General features: G+C 53.3%; 17 protein-coding genes. 10 read left to right on the forward strand and 7 right to left on the reverse strand.

Annotated features, from left to right (window positions below; all coding sequences use genetic code 11):
- Positions 1–4: 4 nt before the first annotated feature.
- From MHFGQ_RS02080 to MHFGQ_RS02100, 5 genes are all read left to right on the forward strand, one after another.
- Positions 5–1,273 (forward strand): uracil-xanthine permease family protein, encoded by a 1,269-nt coding sequence (locus MHFGQ_RS02080; protein WP_170066162.1) that lies wholly within the window; start codon positions 5–7, stop codon positions 1,271–1,273.
- A gap of 56 nt (positions 1,274–1,329) precedes the next feature.
- Complete coding sequence (locus tag MHFGQ_RS02085) at positions 1,330–1,719, forward strand: YkvA family protein (protein WP_106004610.1); 390 nt, start codon at positions 1,330–1,332, stop codon at positions 1,717–1,719.
- Positions 1,720–1,767: 48 nt separating this feature from the next.
- A complete protein-coding gene (locus MHFGQ_RS02090; protein WP_170066161.1) occupies positions 1,768–2,523 on the forward strand; it encodes an HAD family hydrolase in 756 nt (251 codons plus the stop codon).
- A 249-nt stretch (positions 2,524–2,772) separates the two neighbouring features.
- On the forward strand, positions 2,773–3,051 hold the full coding sequence (locus tag MHFGQ_RS02095; RefSeq protein WP_106004639.1) for a type II toxin-antitoxin system Phd/YefM family antitoxin: 279 nt from the start codon (positions 2,773–2,775) through the stop codon (positions 3,049–3,051).
- Positions 3,048–3,488, forward strand: coding sequence for a putative toxin-antitoxin system toxin component, PIN family (locus tag MHFGQ_RS02100; RefSeq protein WP_106004608.1), 441 nt, complete (start codon positions 3,048–3,050; stop codon positions 3,486–3,488). Before MHFGQ_RS02095 ends, MHFGQ_RS02100 begins: the two co-directional genes overlap by 4 nt.
- A 14-nt stretch (positions 3,489–3,502) precedes the next feature.
- On the opposite strand, the gene MHFGQ_RS02105 is transcribed toward MHFGQ_RS02100, so the two are convergent.
- The 5 genes from MHFGQ_RS02105 to MHFGQ_RS02125 form a co-directional block, all read right to left on the reverse strand.
- Complete coding sequence (locus MHFGQ_RS02105; protein WP_146127118.1) at positions 3,503–3,784, reverse strand: hypothetical protein; 282 nt, start codon at positions 3,782–3,784, stop codon at positions 3,503–3,505.
- 65 nt (positions 3,785–3,849) lie between these two features.
- Entirely contained in the window at positions 3,850–4,191 is a 342-nt protein-coding gene (locus tag MHFGQ_RS02110) for a WYL domain-containing protein (RefSeq protein WP_245907768.1), read from the reverse strand.
- A gap of 109 nt (positions 4,192–4,300) precedes the next feature.
- Positions 4,301–6,811 (reverse strand): PAS domain S-box protein, encoded by a 2,511-nt coding sequence (locus MHFGQ_RS02115; RefSeq protein WP_106004605.1) that lies wholly within the window; start codon positions 6,809–6,811, stop codon positions 4,301–4,303.
- A 3-nt stretch (positions 6,812–6,814) separates the two neighbouring features.
- Positions 6,815–7,963, reverse strand: a complete 1,149-nt coding sequence (locus tag MHFGQ_RS02120; protein WP_106004604.1) for an FIST signal transduction protein — start codon at positions 7,961–7,963, stop codon at positions 6,815–6,817.
- Between the two features lie 68 nt (positions 7,964–8,031).
- Positions 8,032–8,178 (reverse strand): hypothetical protein, encoded by a 147-nt coding sequence (locus MHFGQ_RS02125; RefSeq protein ID WP_170066160.1) that lies wholly within the window; start codon positions 8,176–8,178, stop codon positions 8,032–8,034.
- A 583-nt stretch (positions 8,179–8,761) separates the two neighbouring features.
- On the opposite strand from MHFGQ_RS02125, the gene MHFGQ_RS02130 reads away from it, so the two are divergent.
- Positions 8,762–9,760 carry an Rpn family recombination-promoting nuclease/putative transposase gene (locus tag MHFGQ_RS02130; RefSeq protein WP_106004602.1) on the forward strand — a complete coding sequence of 333 codons (999 nt, stop codon included), beginning with the start codon at positions 8,762–8,764 and terminating at the stop codon, positions 9,758–9,760.
- A gap of 421 nt (positions 9,761–10,181) precedes the next feature.
- Here the strand turns inward: MHFGQ_RS02130 and MHFGQ_RS02135 are convergent, their stop codons facing one another.
- Positions 10,182–11,129, reverse strand: coding sequence for a 4Fe-4S binding protein (locus tag MHFGQ_RS02135; protein ID WP_170066159.1), 948 nt, complete (start codon positions 11,127–11,129; stop codon positions 10,182–10,184).
- Positions 11,130–11,354: 225 nt separating this feature from the next.
- On the opposite strand from MHFGQ_RS02135, the gene MHFGQ_RS02140 reads away from it, so the two are divergent.
- From MHFGQ_RS02140 to MHFGQ_RS02155, 4 genes are read left to right on the forward strand one after another with little or no spacing between them, the layout of a single operon-like run.
- Positions 11,355–12,809 carry a Wadjet anti-phage system protein JetA family protein gene (locus MHFGQ_RS02140; RefSeq protein WP_106004600.1) on the forward strand — a complete coding sequence of 485 codons (1,455 nt, stop codon included), beginning with the start codon at positions 11,355–11,357 and terminating at the stop codon, positions 12,807–12,809.
- Positions 12,810–12,840: 31 nt separating this feature from the next.
- On the forward strand, positions 12,841–13,452 hold the full coding sequence (locus tag MHFGQ_RS02145) for a DUF4194 domain-containing protein (protein WP_106004599.1): 612 nt from the start codon (positions 12,841–12,843) through the stop codon (positions 13,450–13,452).
- Positions 13,421–16,807: an ATP-binding protein gene (locus MHFGQ_RS02150; protein ID WP_245907766.1), complete on the forward strand. Its 3,387-nt coding sequence runs from the start codon at positions 13,421–13,423 to the stop codon at positions 16,805–16,807. Before MHFGQ_RS02145 ends, MHFGQ_RS02150 begins: the two co-directional genes overlap by 32 nt.
- The gene (locus MHFGQ_RS02155) at positions 16,746–18,071 is read left to right on the forward strand and encodes a Wadjet anti-phage system protein JetD domain-containing protein (protein WP_170066167.1); all 1,326 of its coding nucleotides are present in this window, start codon (positions 16,746–16,748) and stop codon (positions 18,069–18,071) included. The genes MHFGQ_RS02150 and MHFGQ_RS02155 overlap by 62 nt, the downstream gene beginning before the upstream one ends.
- Here MHFGQ_RS02155 and MHFGQ_RS02160 read toward each other — a convergent pair.
- On the reverse strand, positions 18,040–19,809 hold the full coding sequence (locus MHFGQ_RS02160) for a DNA methyltransferase (RefSeq protein WP_106004598.1): 1,770 nt from the start codon (positions 19,807–19,809) through the stop codon (positions 18,040–18,042). The two genes, MHFGQ_RS02155 and MHFGQ_RS02160, sit on opposite strands and share 32 nt — an antisense overlap.
- Between the last annotated feature and the right edge of the window lie 313 nt (positions 19,810–20,122).

Here is a 20,122-nt window from a genome sequence, read left to right on the forward strand (position 1 = left end):
ATTGTTGAAGAAGCAAGGCCTCGTTACTTTGGACGCTCTCCAATGGATCGTTTATCACATCGGCGTCGTCATTTCGGCCCCGGTAGTTGTCGGGAACGCTCTGGGAATGGATGCGGCGGAAATAGGCAAGCTCAGCCAGCTCACCTTTTTCCTGACCGGCGTTGCGAGCCTTTTGCAAATTTGGCTTGGCCACGGCGGGCTGCTTATCGAAGGCCCGGCGGCTCCCTGGTGGGCAGCTATTGTAATTCTAGCAGGGATAGCCAGTGCTATGGGAAGACCTTTGACCTTAGTTCGTACCGACGTTGAAGGAGCTTTGATCATTGCCGGCCTGGCCATGGCCGTACTGGGAAGTATTGGTTTTATCCGTTGGGCACGTGCCCTTTTTACCTGCCGCGTCACCGGAATCCTTTTAATGCTTCTGGGTTTGCAGATAGGCGGGGTGGGGATTAAAGGCCTGGCAGCAGGAGGAGTGAAGCTTTTCATAATCGGCCTCCTGGTACTTATGATGGTGATTTATCTTAACTTAAACGGCAGGGGACTGTTAAAGAGCAGCGCCTTTATTTTAAGCGTCGTATGCGGCTGGCTATTGGCTTTCCTGGCAGGGGAGGTAAAATGGCCGGGAATCAGCCGATGGTTTTCCCTACCCACATTGCTGCCTTGGGGTCCGCCCACGCTGGAGACGGGAAGCGTCGCTTCTTTTACCCTACTTGGCCTGCTTCTGGTTCCCAACGTCGTGGGCAGCATCGCCGCCCTGGAAGCGGCCATCAATGAACGCCTGCCCATAAAAAAATACGACCGCGGCCTGGCGGCGAGCGGTGCCGCCAACTTCCTGGCCGGCATCTTCGGCGGTATAGGAACTATTCCCTTCGCCATCTCGGCCGGCCTGATTTCCTTAACCGGCAATAAATCTCGCCAACCTTTTATCCTGGCCTGTGTAATTTTTATAGCCATGGGGCTGTTCCCGCCCCTGGGAGCCCTGGCGGGCAGCGTCCCCCAGCCGGTGGCGGCCGCCGTGCTCCTGGTTTCCGGTTGTTCCCTGGCGATGATAGGCCTGCGGGATGTAATGCGGGAAGAAATTGCTTTACGGGAAAATTTTATTGTCGGCCTGGGCCTCCTTTCCGGCATCGGCGTCATGCTCCTACCCCACTCCCAGTGGGAGCAGGTGCCGGGTTGGCTGGCTGCCATATTGAGCAACGGAGTTATCGTAGGCACCCTGGCAAGTATCTTGCTTGAACATGTAATATTAAGGAAATCCCGGCCGGGGATTTCGTAATTGAACGGCCTGCAGGATTTTTTGGGTGAAATATGGTAGGACGTGGCGAATAAATAATGAGAGCACGCGAATTTTGGGTAACTTGGAAAGAGAAGGCGCGAAAGTTAAAGGGAGATATATACGCCTTGTATCTAGCTTATCGGGATCCCCGTGTACCGTGGTATGCCAAGATTTTTACCGCCTGTCTTGTAGCATATGCTTTTAGCCCGGTGGATCTTGTACCTGATTTTATTCCAATTTTGGGCTATTTAGATGATCTGATTATCCTTCCTTTAGGTGTAACCCTTGCTTTAAAAATGATTCCCCGGGCAGTCATGCTTGAGTGCCGCGAGAAAGCCCAGCTGGCCTTGAAAAATAAACCTGTAAATTGGTGGGCCGGGGGAGTTATTGTGGTGTTTTGGTTGCTGATAGCAGCTATAACTGTAATATTGATTAAGAACAAATAGCAATGCCCCGGCAACGCAGTGAAAACAATATTTTTGGAGGCTATTCGGGTGAACACGGAACTTTCTATTAAATGTAAACGTAAAATACGTGCCGTAACCTTTGATGCCTACGGGACACTTTTTAATATAGAGGGTCTCCATTCCAGGGCCACGGAACTCATACTGCAGCATAACTCCTTTGCCGCCGACGCCGCTTCTTTCCACCGCTTGTGGGATGAACATACCGATGAATTGATTAAAACAGATAAATTTGATAAATTGTGGAACGTCTTTGATCGGGCCTTAGATATGACTTTCAGGGACTTTGGTTTCCAGGGAAAAAGGAAACCGGGCGATTTAGAAATCTGGCTGCGGTTAATCGAAAACTGCTCCATATATCCCGATGCGCCCCTTGTGGTCGAAGCTGCGGCCCGGCATTTCAAGACCGCACTGATTTCCAACACAGACAACCATGAGTTATCCATCGCTCTGGCTAGATATAATTTAAATTTCAATGCCGTCGTTACCTCTGAAAATGCCCGTGCGTATAAACCTTCGCCGGAGATTTTTCAGCAGGCGGCCGATATTTTAGAATGCAGGCCGGAAGAAATTTTGCACGTAGGGGATTCGTACAATGCCGACGTGGTAGGGGCAAAGAATTTTGGTGCGGCGGCAGTATGGTTGAATCGTAAAAAAGCCCGTGTTCCAAACCAGGCGGTGCAACCCGATCATCAGATTGAACGCCTGGGGGAAGTTTTAGATATTATAAAAACTTATCTGCCGGCAGAAATAGCTCCCCGTTCGTTTGGTAAACTAAAAAATTGAAAGATAAGTTGGGAAACATAACTGCTGTAGATGAGTTTGCTTCCCGCTGGCAGAACTAGCAGTAGTGGCAAAATGCACGCCTGGTTTTCGATTTGTCTAGGTTTCATGCGGGTTCCAGGGTTTTAACTGATAAAGTCAGGGGTTTGTATGCCATTTGAGAAGGCTACCGGCTTCGCATACTTGACCATATTAAAAATATATACTAAGATTAAAGAAAATGTTAATGTAACCATTAATGGGGGTGTTAAAATGGAACGCATTGCCGGCATAAATGAAGTCCGCCCGAAATTAACTTCCTTCATCGAATCTCTAAAAAATGATTCGCCGGTAGTTATTACAATCAACAGTGAACCTAAAGCTGTACTCCTGGATTACGAGAAATACCGGCTCTTGCAAAAAACCGCCGAAGAAAACAAAAGGTTGGCCCTAAAAACAGCCCTGGCTAAGATTAGATCCAGAGCAGCTACAAACGGTCTTACCCAGGCGGATATAGAAAAAGAAATTAAGGAGTACAGAGAGGGTAAATGAAAGTAGTTTTAGATACGAATGTAGTTATATCCGGCCTGTTGGCACCGGTAGGGCCGGCTGGCAAAATAGTAGACCTTTGGGCAGACGGGAAAATCGAAGTTGTAGTTAGCCCAGCGGTTGTAACAGAGTATATGGGGGTTTTTCTCAGACCAAAGTTTGCTAAAGTCGGCACCGTGGAAGAAAGGCAGCAATTATTAGAAGGTTTTATTAACCTTGAAAACACAATTTTGGTATTGCCTGATGTAGAAGTTAACGCTATTAACGCAGATCCAAGTGATAACCGCTTTTTAGAGTGCGCCAAGACAGGAGAAACTAACTGCCTCATCTCTGGTGACAGCCATTTGCTGGCCCTGGAGGAATATGAAGGGATTCCCATAATCACACCGGGACAGTTTATAGAAACATTTTCTCTTGGAACACGTACCGTTCGACCATAGAGGAATCTAAACTGTCACACCGCTTTTCTTTCTAACACCTTTACCTCGGGCTTGTTGAAAACCCCCAGATTGGTGCTGGCGGCCGGGCCGTAAACTTTCCGTGTGGGAAGAACTGTTTTTGATATGGGAGTGCTACCGGGTGGCCTGGGCCTGGCCGCCCATACGGTGCGGGTCATGGAGATAACGGTAATCTGGCTATCCCAGCAGTTGTTGGCCGCCAAAACGCAGCATTTCTCCCCCATACAGAGGATGCTGGCCAGTATGCATTGGGGGCGGTCCTTCGTTAGCTGGCGCACATGCATGTCCAAGGCGGAAAAATGAACGGGGAAACGGGGACGGGTATGATAACCACGGCTTGCCCCTAAATATGGTCGTAAAGTGCGGCCAGTTCTTTTGCTTCCCGGGCTACTTCCCGGCGTAGCTCCGGGGGAGCCAGGACTTCCGCCCTGCTACCAAAGCTCAGCACCCAGCGTTTCACTTCCTGCAGGCCGCTGAGGTGCATTTTTAACACCAGGCCCCCATCGGGTAGTTCTTCCATTACCTGGCCGGGGTGCCACTGGCGCTCCTTGATCCAGCGCGCCTGGTCGCGGTGGAAGCGAATGATGACCTCGTATACCTGCGGCCCCCGCTCTATGCCCAGGGAATTTTGCAGGTAGTCTTCCAGGGAAAAATCAGCCGCTACTTCGAATTTGCGCCCTGTCACCTGCCATTGCCGGATGCGGTCCAGGGCAAAGAGACGTACTTCCCGAAAAAATCCCTGAGTAAAGACTTTTTGACGACGAAGATGGGTCTAGTTTTTTAGTTGAAGCCAATCAATTCGCCACCTTTTGTCTTTCAGAAAACTCCTCTAAAGTAAGGATCACCTGTAAAAATATCTCCACAAGCTTCGGGTCAAATTGCGTACCTGCACACCGACGTATTTCTTCCAATGCTTCTTCGACCCTTTTAGCCCTTCTATACGGCCTATCGGAGATCATGGCGTCAAAAGCATCGGCTATGGCTAAAATACGACACTCTATGGGTATTTCATCCCCTTTGAGGCCCAAAGGATACCCAGTGCCGTCCCATTTTTCGTGGTGTTTTAAGATTAAGTCGGCGATCCCCGCTAAATCCGGTGAGGCCAAAGCGATCCGGTAGCCTTTTTCCGGATGCTGGCGCATAATCTCCCATTCTTCATCTGTGAGGGGGCCTTTTTTGAAGAGTATTCTGTCAGGTATACCGACCTTACCTATGTCGTGGACCTGAGCCAGAAGAGAAAGGTTGGCCAGCTGTTGCGGCGAAAGCCCCATCTTTTCTCCCAGGATCCGGCATAACTGCTGCAGGCGCCGGCCGTGCCCTTCAGTCAAATGGTCGCGCTCCGACAGTGCGGCAAGCAAGGCATTGACGATCTTGCTCCGAGCGCTGGTGCCGAGGTATAGTTTTTCCCGATACATAAGATCGTCTGCCCTTTTATAGGTCTGCTTTAAAAGCTCCTCAGAATTGTACGCTGTAGCTATGCCGAAGGAGACGCTCAAAGGAAGCCGGGGATGTTTTCGATTGTATTGCTCAATGGATAAACGCAGGTGGTGCAGTATATTCGAGCCCGTAGCCTCATCGGTGCGGGGCAGAAGGGCCACAAATTCATCTCCTCCCACTCGTGCTACAATATCCGAAGGGCGCAGGGCCTTCTTAAGGATCTGAGCGCAAGCAATCAACAGCTTATCGCCCTTATGGTGGCCCATGGTATCGTTCACCAGCTTGAGGCCGTTCACATCGGCAACTATTATGCTGATGGGATATTTGTTGCTCTTACCCAAGCGCTTGAGCTGTTCTTCAAAAAATGTGCGGTTGTAAAGACCTGTCAGCTGGTCATGGAGGCTAACATATTCCAGCTTCTGGGCAACCCTCTTTTTCTCAGTGATATCCATTATGTTTCCTAGTGTCACCCTCTTGCCCTCGTGCTGCAGGGAAGCCACCGTCTCCTCGACCCACTTAATTTCACCACATTTGGTAATAATCCTGAACTCGTAGGGCTGGGCAACCATGCCTTTTAACATCTTTACGGCGTTGCGTCGCACGGCCTCCCTGTCTTCCGGGTGTACGAGGCTCAAGGCTTCTCTGCCGATTAGTTCTTCCTGAGAGTAACCCGAGAGCTTTTCAAACCGGGCGTTTACCAGCCGAAACCTTCCTCCGTTGACTATGTACATCCCTATAGGGGAAAGACTAAAAATACTTCTTAATAGCTCCTCTTCGCGTTTGCGTTCGGTGATGTCCCTCACGGTGGCCAGTATCGCGTCTTTGCCCGCAAAAGTAATTTTCTTCAAACATACCTCCGCATCAAAGACTGTGCCGTCCACCGGCCGCCTGGCTTTCCATTCAAACCGCGGACTTTCTCCTTCTACCGCTTTTTGCCACCATTCGCGGAGCTGTTCCAGGGGATTGCCCGGGCTGGAGTAATCTTGGGCGATGGACAGCTTTACGGCCTCTCCTTTAGAAGTTATACCGTACATGCGCAACATGGTTTCGTTAACATCCAGTATTTCCCCTTCAGGTTCATGTATAAAAATAGCATCGTGGACGCTGTTGAAAATCGTCCGAAACGCTTCCTCCGCCTGCATCCGTTCGGTGACCTCGAAACATACTTCTACTATACCTTCAATTATTCCCTTCTGGCTTTTTACAGGGTAACCCCTTACAAAAAATTGCTTGCCCTCGTGGGGCGTCACTATGCCCTCCTGTGGCACGCCGGTCTTAAAAGCGCTGACAACGGGACAGCCGGCGCACGGTTCCTTCCTGCAGTGTAATATCTCATAGCAAAGACCGCCTGTCAGCTCCTCACCCCTTTTTCCCGCGTACTTCGCTGCTGAGGTGTTGGTCCACAAAATGCGGTGCTCTGCATCCTGGTAGATCAACAGCTCAACTATACTGTCCAAAATGGTCTTCTTTTCCCAGTCTGATTCTTTTATTTTATTTTCCATTTGTTTGAGCGCAACCATATCTTCGATGCGGCGGGCAAAAATGTTGAATAGCCTTTTTCCCCGACCGGAAATCCGTGCTGAAGCTTCCAGAAATATTAACCCCTGCACACCATGGGACATCAAATAGACAAACCCGCTCTCGCCGGGGTTCTTGATCCTCTCCGTAAATTCCTCGCCTTTTCTAAAACCCCATTTCCCCAGACATATAAGCCTGCCGCCTTCATCAAGCATTATGGCCAGGCGGCGTATTCCGAGAAGCCGGCTTCCTTTCTCTACAATTTCTTGTATCAGATCTTCGTATCGCTCTGGGAAGGAAAAATTTACTATCTCGTATAAGGTCAAAAGCTCAGATACATCAAAGGACACTATCTACCACCCCGCGGCCGCAACGATAGTCTTGTTATAAAACAGCGGAGTCCCTGAGACACTGCTTATTTCTCCGAAAGAAAGCATCCCTAAAACCGGGATCTCGGGTTTAAGCCTCCGGGATATTACCTCCATTTCCCTGGAAAAATCTTTACCCAGCAATAAATAGCGGGATACACAATCAAACAAGATAAGAACTTTGGGAGTGACCGGGGTATTTAAGGCACCTTCCGCTACCCTCCCGGCGGCAGCAATTAGACTTTCAGCATCACCTTCCATGATAGTAGCAATGGTGTTTTCGGGAATTTCTGTAACAAATAAGATGCTTCCGTCTTCCTCTGCTTTCAGCGGATCCCGAATGATAAATTTTCCCCCGGCAGCGGGCAAGCCCAGGGGGTATTGCATTCCGTAGTAAGGAAATCCGTTTCTGGTACAGCTGCGGACCAGAGCCGTATACCTCTCAAATGCCGGAATTCCATCAATTTCATAAACTCGCCTGCCCTCCGCCCTGGTTATAGTAAAAGGCTCGCCTGCGGGGATCCACCCATGGTCCAGATCCACTTTAAAGTTTATCCCCCTCAACACTGCCGCGGCTACAGCATCACTGCCCACCCCTTCTTCGGTAAATTGGTAGGTGCTGTTGAACCGCAAATTGTCCCCGCTGCCTCCCCCTATATACTGGAAGTCCGGTCCCATGGCGTTATATAGTCCCCTTAATAGTTCAGAAATGTTGGCGTTAGATCCGTCCGGAAAAAGCAAAACAGTTCCGGGGCTGTCTCCGCCTTTTTTTAATAAAGCCTCGCCCGCTTTTTCACCTTTGACAAAGGGACTTGCCGATATAATTCTTTCCAGGTGAGTTGCCGCCTCTATTCCTTCTCCGCCGATAGCGCAGACACTTACGCCTCTGGCGTATACTTCAAAGCCAAAGATAATACCCGGTACCCAAGCGCCTATCAGGGGGGAATTACCTACCACCCTTACGGCGCCTACAATCACTTCTTCGGGGTCGTAGCCCTCAGTGGTCAAAACCAGCGTCAGGGCTGGTCGTCCGGTCCGGCCTAAAGCCTGCTCCAGAGCGCATTGTACGGCGGCCTTGGCATCGTATTCGTTGCTGAAGCCTAACCCCACACGCAAATCAGGTATTCGGGTCACCGGCCAATATGCCCCTCCTATCTTCTCCCTATAACTTGCGGAGCCATTTCCGGTCGGCGTCAACTCAACTATAAAGTCTTTAATTCCAATATGAACGGCGTTACGGGCTGGGCGAGCGGGGGCACGATGCCCCGCATGAGGGCGATCCACGGCGTCAGGGCGCCTATGACGACACCGCCCCCCATGCCTACGGTTAAAGTCGCGAGGAACAGCATCGCGTTTACCAGCGGGCCTGTCACCGGCTGTGGGAGCCCGACCATCTGAACTGCGACCGTTAGGGCCAGCAGCAGGGCGGTCGTAGTCAGAAACCTAGTATTTCGCCACATGACTTACCTCGCCTCCTCAGTTTTTTCAGGCTGCGTTCCCTTTTCCGCCAAACGCCTGCAGCAGCGTTTACACTTCACCCCTCATGTACCGCTTCTGCCCCGTGGGCAGGCGGACAGGGATCAGGATACCCTTGTGCTCCCAGTTCCATAAGGTGCGCTAGGCAATACGGAAGAAGCCGGACACCGCGCGGGGCAGCAGGAGTTCGTCATAACCTGCGGCCACGGCGCATCCCTCCTGAAACTACGTTTATTCTACAAGTTTCTGCCATCTTCCTGCCTTTGGGAGTAGATTTTGAACACCGCGGCGGTGGCCGTGCGGGAGGGCCTGCTTAAGGGCGACCTGGCGGACGGGAAGACCGTCTTTGCGGCGGACCGGCAGGGTCGGTGAAGGAAGCGGGTAGTGCCGGTTTTCAGAAAAGTATCCCCATGTTCCAGAAATATGCTATAATAAAATCCAGAAGAAGGTGATCCCTTGCCGGAAAACGAAGGGCAACCCCAGTTTCCCCACCACCCCCACGACAAAGGTTACCGGCAGCTCCTTTCCGACAAGAGAGTTTTCCTGGAACTGCTGAAAACCTTCGTCCGGGAAAAATGGGTGGAGGCCATTGACGCCAACGACCTCATCCTGGTGAATAAGTCCTACGTCCTCCAGGATTTCAGCGAGAAAGAAGCCGATATCGTCTACAGGCTTAAGACCAGGGATAAAAACGTCATCTTTTACGTCCTGCTGGAGCTGCAGTCAACGGTAGACTACCTTATACCTTTCCGCCTTTTGCTCTATATGGTTGAGATCTGGCGGGAAGTCTACAACAACACCCCGCAGCACGAGCGGGAGAGCAAGCATTTCCGCCTACCGCCCATCATTCCGGCGGTGCTCTACAACGGGGTCGGCTCCTGGACGGCGGCGCTCTCCTTCAAAGAAATGCTAGACGGTTACCAGGACTTCAGCGGGCATCTTCTGGACTACCGCTACCTGCTATTTGACGTCAATCGTTACAACGAAGAAGAGCTTATCAGGGCGGCTAATTTAATCGCCAGCGTCTTTCTTTTGGACCAGAAGATGCGCCCGGAAGAGCTGGCAGGACGGTTGCAGAAATTGTCAGGTATTTTAAGGCGACTCACGCCTGATGAGTTCCGCCATATCACTAGCTGGCTGAAGAACGTTGTCAAACCCAGAATACCTGAAGATTTTAGGGAAAAGGTTGACCGCATCCTGGACGCAAGCAATCCCTGGGAGGTGGAACGGATGATTTACAACCTGGAAATAACCCTGGAAGAGATGCAACAGCAGGCTTTGTTAAAAGGCTTAAAAGAAGGCGAACAGAAGGGGAAATTGGAAGGGAAATTGGAGGGCAAACGAGAAGTAGCCCGGAACCTGCTACTGTTCAACGTCGATATAGAGACCATTGTTAAAGCTACGGGGCTTACTCCGGACGAGATCGCCGTGTTGAAGAAACAGCTGGAACAGTGATTTTTTGCTGGCCGTAAATTCAGGAAAAGTCCCGCCTTATCCACCGGGGTGGGCCTTGTTATTATAACTTGCCGGTGCCACGCGGCCCTTTGCCGGCGATTTTGCCCTCGTCTTCCCAGGAGTTTTCCAGGAAATATCAATACTGTATAACCCTTTTTAAAGCCGCTTGCTGGCTTTTTGAAGGGTCATCTATGGCCGGGAGACGATGGTTAAAAAGGGAAAAAACCTGTGCGTGCTATTTATTAGAGACTGCCTCAGAAGGTAATAGGTTTAGTGCGCGACAGTCCAGTTATACAGAAGAGGTAAGGTGGACCCCTTTGTCCCCAGACCTGGTTGGGATAAGTAATGGGAAGGCCTCGCAGCAAGTAGGGATATACTATAGGGGGGCATTTGCCCCCCCTCCTACTCGATTACCCCAGTGTCATGCGCCGGTCTTCTGCCGCAGCCCGGCGGTAATGGCCTCCGAACCGGTTCGTTCTAGCAGCTGGCCGAAACGTTCGCCTTTACGCCCCTGGGCCATGAAAAAATCGACAGATGCTTTCAGAGCTGCCATTACCTGCGTTTCATCAGCTTCGGTAAGGATGGTTTCAGCAAGACGGGGATGCCGGCCCAGCTTGCCGCCGATCATTACCTGGAAGCACCTGGTTTCTGCTTTAATGGCGCCTTCAGGACATACCCGCAGGCAGTCGCCGCAACCTATACAACGTGTATAATCAAAGACCGGGCCTTCCGGTTCCAGCCGGACGGCATCTTCCTGGCACTTGGCGACACACAGGTTGCAACTGCGACAGTGGCCTTCTCCACGGCCGGGGAGGACGCGGCCGGTAACCCCGAAGTCGACGATCTGCGGTTGGGAGCAAGAGTTTGGGCAGCCGGCCACGGCTACCCTGAACTTGTGGTGAAACAGCAACGGTCCTTCGGTCTGTGTTGCCAAGTGGCGGTCTAGGCCGGAATCCTCGAGAATACGTGCCAGGTTGCGGGCAAGACCTGTGACGTCTACTAAAGACCGCGGGCAGCCGGCAGCACCGCCGCACACCTTAACCTCGTGATAACGGCTTTTTAAACCTTCCACTACCGGACCCTTTTCCAGCAACTCCTCAATGCGGGCTAGGTCCTGGGCGGTCAGGTTGCCGGAAGCTGGTGAAGCATCGCCTGCCGCCCCCGGAGGTTCACCTTCCTGCCCCGGAGCTGTTTTTATTCCCGGGATGCCATCCCCTGCCAGGGCCCGGCGGGCTGCCGTTACGTCGGCATCGGTCACTATCCGGCCGCCTTTTTCCCGCACGTAATCTTCAATCTGTTTTTTAACCCTAGCCCGTATAAAAAATGGTACTTTTTCCAGCCGGGCCAGGGCATCCGCTTCCCATTCCATTGGCCATTCCTCCCGCTTCATTTTATTTTATTCTACGTGGTTTCAACAAGGTAATCAGTTAAATATATCACATTTAGCCGGTAAAAGCTGCCCTGTACTGTCGTCTGCGCCCAGGTTAAGCCGCATCAACAAGGATTTTCCTGAAACGATGTCGAATAGCATACTCTAGTAGGGAATAGTGGAGAACCGGCGCCGGTTGCCGGGAAATTATCGGGGGTCTGCTTGTTGAAGCTTTTCGAGGTGTTGCCGGAGCGCCTGTTCCAGGTTTTCAGCGGCCGGAACCGGCAGATTTACGCCGAGGCCCTCCTTCTTCTTTATGAGCAGTACCGGATCAACCGCTTTGGCATCCAGTATGAGGTCATGCGGGATTTGATGCAGGAGCTGATCGAGAGCCAGGAAGAAGAGGGCGTCATCTACGAGGTGGAGGAAGATGAGGAGCGGGTGCCGGCCGGAACGCTTCTAGAAGCAGGCGGTGAAGATCTGGCAAGGCTCAAGGCCGGCGCCCTTTTGCGCCGCCTGGACAGGCTGCAATGGATCCAGGTGGAAGTACGGGATAATTTCCGCCGCTATATTGTCCTGCCCCGCTATGCCAGTAGGCTGCTGGCAGTCTTTCAGGAGTTGTGCGAGAACAGGGCCGTCGAGTACCAGCGCTTTGCCTTTGTTACCTACCAGCTCCTTTCCGGCGAGGAAGCACGACTGCGGCCCGGCTTTGCCATCCTGGAGGCCCACAGGATGACCCAGGAATTTTTGGAAGAACTGCGGGCGCTGGTCAACAATATGAAGTACCATATGGAGCAGGTGGTGGCCAAAACCTCCATTCAAGAAGTGCTGGACCACCATTTTGAAGAATACAAGGCCCAAATCATCGACCGCAGCTACCACCGCCTCAAGACTTCAGACCACGTTTCCCGTTACCGGCAGCGGATTCTGACCACGGTCCAGGAGTGGCTCCTGGACCCGGAATGGATGGCCCGGGCTGTGGAAGACGCCCTGCGCAGCGAGTTTTTTAACGACAGGGAAGAAGCTGCCGGTGAGTTGCGGCGCGCTTTGATGGATATCGAAGAGATTTACCGCGGCCTGGACGAGATGTTTTACCAGATCGATTTGCGCCACAACCAGTATTTGCGCGCCTCTTATGAACGGGCCCGGTATTTAAGCCAGCACAGCTCCAGCATCGACCGCTACCTGGCGCATATCCTGGAGTGGACGGCGGCAGGCATCAGGGAGGGGAACCTCGAGGTGGATTCCTGCCTGACCGGCCTTTTCACTTTAATGCGCTTAAACCTTATAAACGAGCAATCCCTTTACACGCCGCGGCGGCGCCGGACGCCCCACCGGCCTGAGCCCGTGGTGGTGGTGGCCGTTCCGGAGGAATTAAAAAGGCAGCTGCGGGAACAGAGCTTGGAGCGGGTGCGGCAGGCTATAACCCGGGAAAAGGTAGGCGCCTATGTCCTGGGCCGGATGGGGACGCGCCGGGAAATGGGCATCGCCGAGCTGGCGCCCCAAAACATGGAAGAATTCCTGTACCTTCTCTATGTTTACCTTTACGGCTACGACGGCCTGGCGGGCTACCGCCTGGTGGCGGATGGCGAAAACCGCGTCCTCGATATCGGTGGCTACCGTTTTTATGACCGGCGGGTAATCAGGGTGGATAAGGCCGGGAAGCGGCGGGGCGTTTGACGGTAGACAGGTCATGACGGGAGGAAAACTGGTGCTTCACCTGGGTGAAAATTTAAGCGAGCAGGATAGGGAGCGGCTGCGGGACGTCATTAACCGCCTGCTGGCCGTAAACTTCTTAAACAAAGAGCAGGAAAGGGAACCCTACCTGACGGCGCGGCGTCACCGCCAGGCACTGGAGGATTTTTTCCGTTTCCTGGGCTGGGAGATCGTTTTTGACGACCGCCATGAGTGTATTTTCGTTATGGCTCCGGAGGCGGGATGCCGGCGCAACCTCACCCGGGAGGAGAGCATCTGGCTCCTGGTCCTCCGGCTTATCTACCAGGAAAAGCGCCAGGGCCTTTCTTTAAGCGAATTCCCGGTGACCACCCTCCATGAAATACGGGCCAAGTACGAAGCCTTCCGCCTGCCCCTTTTTAATAAAACTAGGCTGCAGGAACTGGTGCGCCTGGGTACCCAGTATAAGCTCCTGGAACCCCTGGATGATGACTTGAGCTCCGACGACTGCGCCTTCCGCCTGTTCCATACCCTTCTTTACGCCGTCCGGGCGGATACGGTGGAGAAACTGCATCAAAAGATAGCCAGCTACGAGCAGGGAAGGGAGGTTAGGCCGGATGAAATGGCTGCGCCGCCTGCGGCTGATTAACTGGCACTACTTTCACGACGAAACCCTGGAGTTCGGCCGCCAGACCCTCATCGCCGGCCGTAACAGCGCCGGTAAGTCGACCATCATCGATGCCCTGCAGGTCCTGCTGGTGGCCAACCAGCGCCAGATCCGCTTCAATTCGGCGGCCCATGACGAGGCGCGGCGTTCCCTCATCAGCTACCTGCGGGGCAAAACCGGGGGCGAGGACCGCAAGTACCTGCGGGAAGGGGATTTCACCAGCTATATTGTGGCCGAATTTTATGATGAAGAAAAAAAAGAACCCTTTATTGTCGGCGTGGTGCTGGACGTCTACGGAGACGATGCCATCGACGATGAATACTTCATCCTGGCGGGTGTGCGCCTTTCCGATCTCGACTTTTGGAGCCCGGCGGAGCGCTGGAAAAATCGGGAGGAGTTTCATCGCTACTGCCAGAAACTGCCCGTTCGCCATGTTTTTGAGCGCAGCAAGGCGGGTTACCAGAAAGCCCTTTTAACCCGCCTGGGTCAACTGGGCGACCGCTTTTTCCCTGTCTTCGTTAAGGCCCTCTCCTTTAAACCCATCCAGAACGTGCGCGATTTCGTCTACCAGTATATCCTGGACGAGAAGGAACTGCAGCTAGACCTCCTGCGGCAGAATTTTGAGATTCACGAACGCTATCGGGCCGAGCTGGAAGCCCTGGAAGAAAGGCGGCAGAAGCTGGAAGAAATCTGTCGCCAGTATGAAACCTTTGCCCGCCTGCGGGATACCGTTGCCGTTCAGGAGTATGTCATCCGCGGCTTAAGACACGCCCGGGAGGCGGAGATTAAGGAGCAGTTGGAAGACGGCATCCGTTTTCTGGCGAGTGAGGTGGAGCGCCTGGGCCGCGAGCTGGAACTGGCCCGGGCCGGGCAACAGGAAGCAAGGGAGAAGGCGCAGATAGCCTATCAAAAATGGCAGGGGCACGAGTTAAAGCGGCGGGAGCAGGAGCTGCAGGAAGGCCTGGCCCGCCTGGATAAGGAACTGAAAGAGCAGCAGGAGATGCTGGCGGTTTTGCGCCAGACCGTTGAAAGGGAAAAGGCCCTGCTGGCCGCCCTTGAGGAGATGGAAGAAGACGAATACTGGCAGTGGCAGCCGGGAGAGCGGGAATACCTGGCACGGGCCCGGGAGCTTTTCGCCGGGTTGCTCCCTGCCGGTGATCCCGGTTGGATCCCTGGGGAAGATACCATAGCAGCGGTGCGCGATGCGGGCCTTTTCCTGGCCGGGGTATACAGCCGCTTCGCCCTGGCGGCCGGCCGCCTGGAAGACCGCCTGACCCTGCTGGAGCGGCAAAGGATGGAACTGGAGGGCCAGATCCGCGACCTGGAAAATAAAAAGCGGCCCTACCCCCAGAGCGTCGTTAACCTTAAAAGGCTGTTGGAGGAGCGCCTCAAAGGGCGTTCGCCGGTGTGGATTTTCTGCGAAGAAATGGATATTAAAGATGAAAGCTGGAGGGACGCCATCGAGGGCTACCTGCACACCCAGCGTTTTGACCTGTTGGTAGAGCCGGCCTTTTTTGCCGAGGCCCTGGCCCTTTATGAGCGGGAAAAGAAAAACCATCAGGTTGAAGGCGCCGGCCTGGTGGATACGGAGAAAGAACAGAGGTACCTGGGCACCGCCCGGGAGGGGTCGCTTGCGGAGGAAATCGTGACGGCAAACCCAATTATCCAGGCCCACATCGACCACCTCCTGGGCCGGGTGATGAAGGCCAGGGACGAGCAGGACCTGCGCCGCTTTTCCACGGCCATCACCAGAACCTGCATGTCCTATCACAACCTGGTGGCCAGGCAGCTGGAGAAACACCGTTACGCCGTGCCCTACATCGGCGCCCGGGCCATCGCTCGCCAGCTGGAGATCAAGCGGCAGGAGCTGGCGGAAACAAAGGAGCAAATCGCAAAGCTATTGCACCGCAAGGAAGGAATGGCTGAATGGCTGGAACGCTTGGCCGATAAAAAATCCCTCTACGCCGGCATGGCCGAAAAGCTGGACCTCCCGGCCCGCATCCGCCGTTTGGAAGAGGAGCGGGCTTACCTTGTCGCCGAGCTGGAGCGGCTGGACCTGGGGGAGGTGGAGCGGTTAAAGGAAGAGTATTTCTACTGGGACCGCCGCGAAAAAGAGCTGTTGAACAAGATTACCGAAATCAGCGGCCTTAAAAAAAGCCGCGAGAACGAATTGGACCAGAAGCAGACGGAGCTCTACCTGCAGGAGGGAAAGGTGCAGGAGGCCCTGGCTTTCTGGCAGGCCTGGCGGGAACAGTATCCCGCAGAGCTCCTGCCCCGGGCCGAGGAACGGTGGCGGGAAGTAGAGGGGCAGGATTTACCTACGGCCAACAAGCTGGTCAACTGGGAGAACAGCCAGAAGGGCAACATCACCAGGCGCGAGCAGGAATACCAGCGTCTGCGCGACCTGCGCCATGAATACAACCTGCGCTACACCTACAGCGCCGATCCCGGCGCCGCCGACAATGAAGCCTATCAGTCCCTGCTGGCGGGAATCGCCACGGTAGATATCCCCCGCTATCGGGAAAAACTGGCCGAGGCCCTGCGGCAGTCGGAGGAGGAATTTAAATCCCACTTTATCTATAAGCTTCGCGAGGCCATCGAAGCGGCAAAAAGGGACTTCAACGAGCTCAACTTCGCCCTGAAAAACTTCCCCTTCCACGAGGACCGCTACCACTTTGAGATTAAGCCCAGCGAGAGGTACCGGCGTTTTTATGACGTGATCATGGACCCGGGGATTATGGAGCAGGGCTCCCTCTTTGAGCTGCCCGATGACGACCGGGCGGCCGTCCTTCACGAGCTTTTTGAGAAGCTCATTCGCGGCGAGGCCGGCGATCTGGAAGAATTCACCGATTACCGCAACTACCTGGACTTCGACATAGTGGTCACCAGCGGCGACCACCGCTATTCCTTTTCCCAGGTGCTGCGGGAAAAATCGGGCGGCGAAACCCAGACGCCCTTTTATGTGGCCATCCTGGCCTCCTTCAATCACCTTTACAACACGGGCAAGACCATTCGCCTGGTGGTGTTTGACGAGGCTTTCAACAAAATGGACGAAGAGCGCATCCAGACCAGCCTCCGCCTTATCAAGCGGATGAATTTGCAGCTCATTGCCGCCGTGCCCGACGAGAAGATGCAGCACATGGCGCCGGAGGTGGATACCACCCTGCTGGTCCACCGCAGCGGTTTCCGCTGTTTTGTAGACATGGTCAGCCGCCAGGAAATCCAGGCCATGGAGGAAGTGGCAGCAGGGAGTGAAGGGGGTGTAAACGTTGAGCGTGAAGGGCGCGAATCTGAAGGAATATTACCGGTACAAGATTCTCTCTTTGCTGCTCGGTAAATATGAAGCTAGCCGCTCCTTTCAAACGGGAACGCCGGGCAAGCAGCGGCCCCAGTTTGCCATGGCGAGAAGCCCCTTGGCCGAAGATTATTTTGACGAGATGGACCACCGCAAAAGGGAGGCCATCCACGCCGCCTTGGATGAGCTGGCATCTGCCGGCGTGGTAGAAGTCACCTGGCCCCGCTTCCAGGAAGGCCGCCGGGTGGAAAAGGTGTATTTGAACTTCGCGGCCATTCCCCGGGCCTACGAGCTGGCAGGGATGGAGCCCCTGGAGCAACGGATGGAAAGGATGCGCCATATGCTGGCGCCCTTGAGCAATCACCCCTGGGAGTGGGTACGGCGGTGGTGGGTGGAAGTGGACGGCGCCCTGGCGGCCCGGCGGACGGCGGGCCTTGATTTGGACGATGGGGAAGGGTATGAAAACCTCGTGCGGGTACTCCTGGCACTGCCGGGATTGGAGGACAGCGTGCCGGAGCGCATCTTCAGCCAGCGGGTACTGGGGGATTCCAAGGCCTTCGAGCAGGGGGTGAAAAAGCGGCTGCTGTCCCTGCTTAAAAGTCATGGTCCGGAGGAATATGAAACCGACGCCGAGTACCTGGACAGCGTCGGCCTGACGGACAATCCCAAGATGGTGCTGGCGGCCGGCCCTTTTATTTTTAGGGCGGGAAGTGCGGTTTTCGACGCTGGGGGCTTACCGGGCGGCCTGGGCCTGGCCGTCCAAACGGTGCGGGCCATGGAGATAACGGCCGTTAGCGCTCCTTGGGTTCTCCTGGTGGAGAATTTGACCAGCTACCACCAGGTTGTCCAGAGGTTTTCCCTGCCGGGCGATGAAGAAGGAGAAGGGGGAGGGGTGCAGGCGGCAGGGCTCCCTGCCGTCATGGCGGTATATACCGGTGGCTTTCCCCACCGTGGCGTACAGCTTTTTTTACGCCGCCTCCAGGAATACCGGGAAAACCTTGCGGCCACCGCCAGGCCCCCGGTTTATCACTGGGGCGACATGGACTACGGCGGCATCCGCATTTACGAATACATCCGCCGCAATTTTATTCCGGACTTGCAGCCCTACCTCATGGACGTCGACACTTATAGCAGGTATCTACATGCCGGCATACCCTTCGGCGACGAATATGCCGCCAGGCTCCGGCGCCTTCTTGATGACGACGTTTATTGTACCTGGCGTCCTTTAATCCAGGAAATGCTCAAGCACCGCCGGTGGGTCGAACAGGAGGGTATTACTGATTTTGAAAATCCCCCGGCGTTTTAACCTCCCGGTATTCGTTGCCGTAAATGTCCAGGAAGATAATCATAACGTGTTTTCCCAGGGCGGACAGGGGGAGAAGCACCTCCCAGCCGGCCTTTTTTATTTCTTCGGCAATAAAGTAAGCGTCGAGGGTGAAGGTTTGGCCATTGTAGTTATAATCGACCATTACCATCGACAGCGTTTCCCGGTTTTCTTTTTGCTTCGCGCCTTTGGCCGTGGCTTTGCTTTTAAATTGGAGAATGCGGATGACCGCTTTATCCTCCCGGCGTATATATTCGCATTCCAAATCGGGTAAATAGACTAGGTCAGAACCTACGGTTTTAACAATTGCATGGAGCAGTTTTTCATCCAGGGGGCGGTTAGTATCATGGGAACGGCGTAATAGTTCGTTGATTATGGAATTAGGGATACGTAAAATGCAGTAGCGTGTCATATCTTTGGTGATACAGTCTTCGATAAAGGTCACGCATGGCGCCGGGGCGATGATGTAATAGCGGGCCGCCTTGCTGGTAAGACGTTTATGCAGTTCGTTAATAAAGCTATGGTTTAGGGTCATACCGCCATTCTGAAGGTGATCGAAGACCATAACGTCGCTGGCCTCAATGTAACCGTCCCATTGTATGCCGCCTACCATGTGGGGTTCATCCCGGCACTGAAAAAGATGGAGGGCAATAAAACGCCATTCCTGCCAGGAAAAGCCCTGGAGCTGGGAGTAATCATACACGCCGGTGTTATAAAGAATGAAGGGTTTGGGTATAAGGGGTTCACCCCGGTTGCCAATTTCTTTTTTGAGGCTTAGCAGGCGTTTTTGCATGGTGTACACGGCCAGCTTGCCGTTGTCGATACCTATCCAGCGCCGCCCCAGTTTTTCCGCCACCGCCAGGGTGGTGCCGGAACCGGCGAAGGCATCCAACACAATATCGCCCGGGTTGGAAGAGGCGCGAATAATACGCTCAAGGAGGTTTTCGTTTTTTTGGGTGGGGAAACCCGTCTTTTCGCCGGAAAAGCTCATAATCTGTATGGAGTCGAGGCGGTCGAGTTCATAGCAGTTCCACGTATCTTCAATGGGATAACCAGGTCCTCTGGGCGGGGAGCCGTCGCGTCTGGTGTAACCCTCGGGGTAGGGAAGGTAAATTTTATTAAAGATGAAGTCATCGCTTTTGGTGTAAAAAAGTATAACGTCGTGATTCCTTATCCAATTTTTTGCCTGCGTCTTAAAGCCAGAAAGCCAGCCGATCCGCCAGATGATTTCCCGTTGGAAATGATTTTCTCCGAAGATTTCATCCATAATTACTTTAATATAGTGGCTTTTTTTCTCATCCAGGTGGATGTAAATGCTGCCGTTATCGGCCAACAGGTGCTTCATTAAAATTAACCTTTGGCGCAGGAACTCGATAAACCCGGCCCCACTCAATCTATCCTGATAGGCCCTTTCCTCCTGGGTGCTTATATATTCCTGCTTTGAGGCAAAGGGCGGGTCGATGTAAATCAACCTTACCCCCGGGGAATTGTCGGCATTTATAAGCTTACCTTGTTCTTTCCACTGCAGAAGGGTTTTTAAAGCAGTTAGGTTGTCTCCCCAGATGATCATGTTGTGCCATTCGTTGTTGCTGCCGATAAAGAAAGCCTTTACAGATTTTAAGTGGGCAGCCGGGGTTTCGGCGAGAAGGTCATCTTCTCGTTTTTTACCGGGGTAAACGAGTTTTATGATATGGCGCTGTTGTTTATTTAGAGATGGCATTTAAAATGTGCCCCTAAATTTCCTTATTATTTTATTTATTATTCGCCATATGGCGGTATGATCCTTCACCCTAGGTGGATATGCCGCCATCCTTCATGATTGAACCACCGGCATCCTGATTAATAGAATATTGCGCGAAACTTTTTTGCGAAGACGGGATAATCTTGGAGGAAAATGGTAGTTTGTGTCGAAGTTATAACTCGAAGTTTCTAACTTGCTTAGGGAACGGAAACATAGCAAAATGAAGGCTTAAGACGCTTAAGCCGGGGCAAATATATTCGGTCCGCTCTTTATTACTAGTGAAACAGAGTAC

Source organism: Moorella humiferrea (assembly GCF_039233145.1).
Classification (GTDB): Bacteria; Bacillota; DSM-521; order Neomoorellales; family Neomoorellaceae; genus Neomoorella; species Neomoorella humiferrea.